This is a genomic window from Pseudomonas emilianonis (genome assembly GCF_023072625.1).
In the GTDB taxonomy this organism is placed as follows: Bacteria; Pseudomonadota; Gammaproteobacteria; order Pseudomonadales; family Pseudomonadaceae; genus Aquipseudomonas; species Aquipseudomonas paraveronii.
This window is the reverse complement of record NZ_JAKNRV010000525.1, coordinates 1-2,687: the sequence shown is the minus strand read 5'-3', so window position 1 is coordinate 2,687 and position 2,687 is coordinate 1. Positions and strand designations below refer to the sequence as shown.

The window sequence follows — 2,687 nt, the reverse complement described above, 5'->3', positions numbered from 1 at the left end:
CGACGCTGTGGAATGCCCTGAATGCGCGGGTGTTTTTTGGCCAGCGGGTCGCGCGCAATGTGTTGATGGGCGGCGGGCTTGGTTTGTTGGGGTTGGGCCTGTTGTTCTGGCCGGAGCTGGCGGGGCAGGGTGTGACACTGCTCGACGCGAACGGGCACGACATCACCCCGGCCATTCGCGGCTATCAGCATTTTCGCGAGACATCCTGAGCCAGTGTTCTGGCTTGCATAGAACCGAGACGAAGGCCAATCGAACCGATTGATCTTTATCAGTGATAATTCAGCTTAAGCGTCTGTAGGAACGTGCTGTTACAATGCGTGCCTCTGTGAAATCTGAAATCAGGAGCACACGGTGCCCGTCGTTTTCGTCGCTGCTTCCAAGCTGCCTACCCCTTTTGCCTCGTTCACCATGCATGGCTTCCTCGAAGGCGCCAACGGGCGCGAGCACGTTGTGCTCACCCTGGGCGATATCGCCGATGGCGCGCCGGTGCTTGGTCGCATTCACTCCGAGTGCCTGACCGGTGACGCGCTGTTCAGCCAGCGTTGCGACTGCGGTTCGCAACTGGAAGCCGCGATGCGCGCCATTGCCCATGAAGGCCGTGGCGTCTTGCTGTACTTGCGCCAGGAAGGTCGTGGCATTGGCCTGCTGAACAAAATCCGCGCCTACGAGTTGCAGGATGGCGGCGCCGACACCGTTGAAGCCAACGAGCGCCTGGGCTTTGCCGCTGACCAGCGTGACTACGGCATCTGCCTGCCGATGCTGGAGCACCTGGGCGTGAAATCCCTGCGCCTGATGACCAACAACCCGCGCAAGGTCAAAGCCTTGACCGAGATGGGCATCACCGTCGCCGAGCGCGTGCCGCTGCACACCGGGCACAACCCGCACAACAAGCTCTACCTGGCGACCAAAGCCAGCAAGCTCGACCACATGATGGGCAACGAGCATCAGGGCGAGGTCGACCGCGCGTGACCCGAGGCCAGGTGAAACGGCGATTGACCTTCAATTGGTGGCAATACCTGGCGCTCGCGTTGCTGCCTTTGTTCGTGATCAACCTGTTGTTCGGTCGGGCCGAGCCGCTGTTGCCGGTGCTGGCCATGCCGTTCTTCATTGCCGGCGTGGCCTCGATGTTTCTCAGTCTGCGGTATTTCCATGGCTATAAACATGCGTTGATCGCCACGTCCAAAGCCCTCGATACCGCCGAGGAGCCGGCAGCCTGGCTCACCCTTGCCGCCCGTCGCCGCATGGCCTTGCTGATTGCAGCCGTGCCGGCCTGGATTGGCGCGCTGGCAGTGTTTGTCGGCCTGGAAGCGGTGCCGTTGTTTCTGCTCGTGCTGTCGACCCTGGTGTTGTTTTACCTCTACCGCATCCCGCGTCAGTTGGGATGAGGCTTCGCTGGCTGGCGGTCCTGCTGCTGGCCTGCTGCTGTTCAAGCCCACGCCGCCCGCTGCGCACGATACGTTGCCCGTGACGCTCAGCCGCCGTGCAGGGGCGATGTGGTTATCGCTGTTTGTGCTGGTGCTGGCCGGCCTGCCGATCCTGGCCCAATTGATCCCCAGCCAGAGCCTGGCGATGACCGACGCCTTCTACCGCAGCGGCTCGCTGGTATTCGGCGGCGGCCACGTGGTTCTGCCGCTGCTGCAGGCCGAAGTCGTACCCAGCGGATGGGTGAGCAACGACGTATTCCTCGCCGGCTACGGCGCCGCCCAAGCTATGCCCGGCCCTCTGTTCACTTTCGCCGCCTTCCTCGGCGCCTCGATGACACAGCCCCCGAACGGCTGGCTCGGCGGCACGCTCTGCCTGCTGGCGATCTTCGCCCCGTCGTTTTTGCTGGTGATGGGCGCGCTGCCCTTCTGGGAAAGCCTGCGGAACAGCCCGCGCACCCAGGCCGCCCTCGCGGGCGTGAACGCCGCAGTAGTTGGCCTGTTGCTGGCGGCGCTGTACCAGCCGGTGTGGACCAGTGCGATCTTTAGCGCACGGGACTTCGGCCTGGCCCTGATCGGCCTGGTGGCGCTGATGGTATGGAAGCTGCCACCGTGGCTGGTGGTTGTAGGAAGTGGCGCGGCGGGATGGTTATTAAGTCTTATCGTGTAACCCGCGCGGCCACCGCGCATTGCCGCTTGACCCAGTCCGAAGACCTCTGCGGCTAGCGACTAACCCTTCAACTCACTCGCGCGATTACTCGCCGCGTCGTCGTAAGCCACATACAACGACTCGGCGATTTGGCTTTTGATGGCCTTGCTGGACTCGAGCCCCAGGACAAAACCTTCAGCTTTGCCGCCGGCGCGGTTGAGTTCTTCGTGGGTGGAGGCGCCGGTGATGGCGTCGAGAAGCTTGGAGGCGTGAGGGCCTACGCCTTTGGGAAGGGAAATTTGGTCGATGGTCATTGCGGTACCTTTATGAAAAATGGACGGTAGCGCGTGGACCACTCCCGGGCTGGCATGGTAGACCTGTTTGGAAAGAAAGGGGCTGCTTTCGGCCCAAAACCGGGCATCGAGTGTCGACAGATTCAAGCTGGCGCACACCTAACGGGGACTCCCTACCAGTTTGAGAATATTTTCCCGCAGACAAACAAAACCCCTGTCTGCGTGAGCAAACAGGGGTTCTGGAATTTAATCTTGACGATGACCTACTCTCACATGGGGAAACCCCACACTACCATCGGCGATGCATCGTTTCACTACTGAGTT

Annotated in this window: 3 protein-coding genes and 2 pseudogenes; 4 read left to right on the top strand and 1 reads right to left on the bottom strand. The window is 61.6% G+C overall.

The window, feature by feature from the left end:
- The 4 genes and pseudogenes from L9Z73_RS28775 to L9Z73_RS28760 form a co-directional block, all read left to right on the top strand.
- A pseudogene (locus L9Z73_RS28775) lies at positions 1-137 on the top strand (EamA family transporter); the annotation flags it as partial.
- Positions 138-351: 214 nt separating this feature from the next.
- On the top strand, positions 352-969 hold the full coding sequence (ribA, locus tag L9Z73_RS28770) for a GTP cyclohydrolase II (protein WP_247408202.1): 618 nt from the start codon (positions 352-354) through the stop codon (positions 967-969).
- Positions 966-1,385 (top strand): MFS transporter, encoded by a 420-nt coding sequence (locus L9Z73_RS28765; RefSeq protein WP_247408200.1) that lies wholly within the window; start codon positions 966-968, stop codon positions 1,383-1,385. The genes ribA and L9Z73_RS28765 overlap by 4 nt, the downstream gene beginning before the upstream one ends.
- A 28-nt stretch (positions 1,386-1,413) precedes the next feature.
- A pseudogene (locus L9Z73_RS28760) lies at positions 1,414-2,091 on the top strand (chromate transporter); the annotation flags it as partial.
- A gap of 59 nt (positions 2,092-2,150) precedes the next feature.
- Here L9Z73_RS28760 and L9Z73_RS28755 read toward each other — a convergent pair.
- Positions 2,151-2,384, bottom strand: a complete 234-nt coding sequence (locus tag L9Z73_RS28755; RefSeq protein ID WP_247408198.1) for a hypothetical protein — start codon at positions 2,382-2,384, stop codon at positions 2,151-2,153.
- Between the last annotated feature and the right edge of the window lie 303 nt (positions 2,385-2,687).

Excerpts from the sequence above, each read along its gene's own strand:
- L9Z73_RS28755 (WP_247408198.1), bottom strand. The coding sequence starts at position 2,384 with ATGACCATCGACCAAATTTCCCTTCCCAAAGGCGTAGGCCCTCACGCC.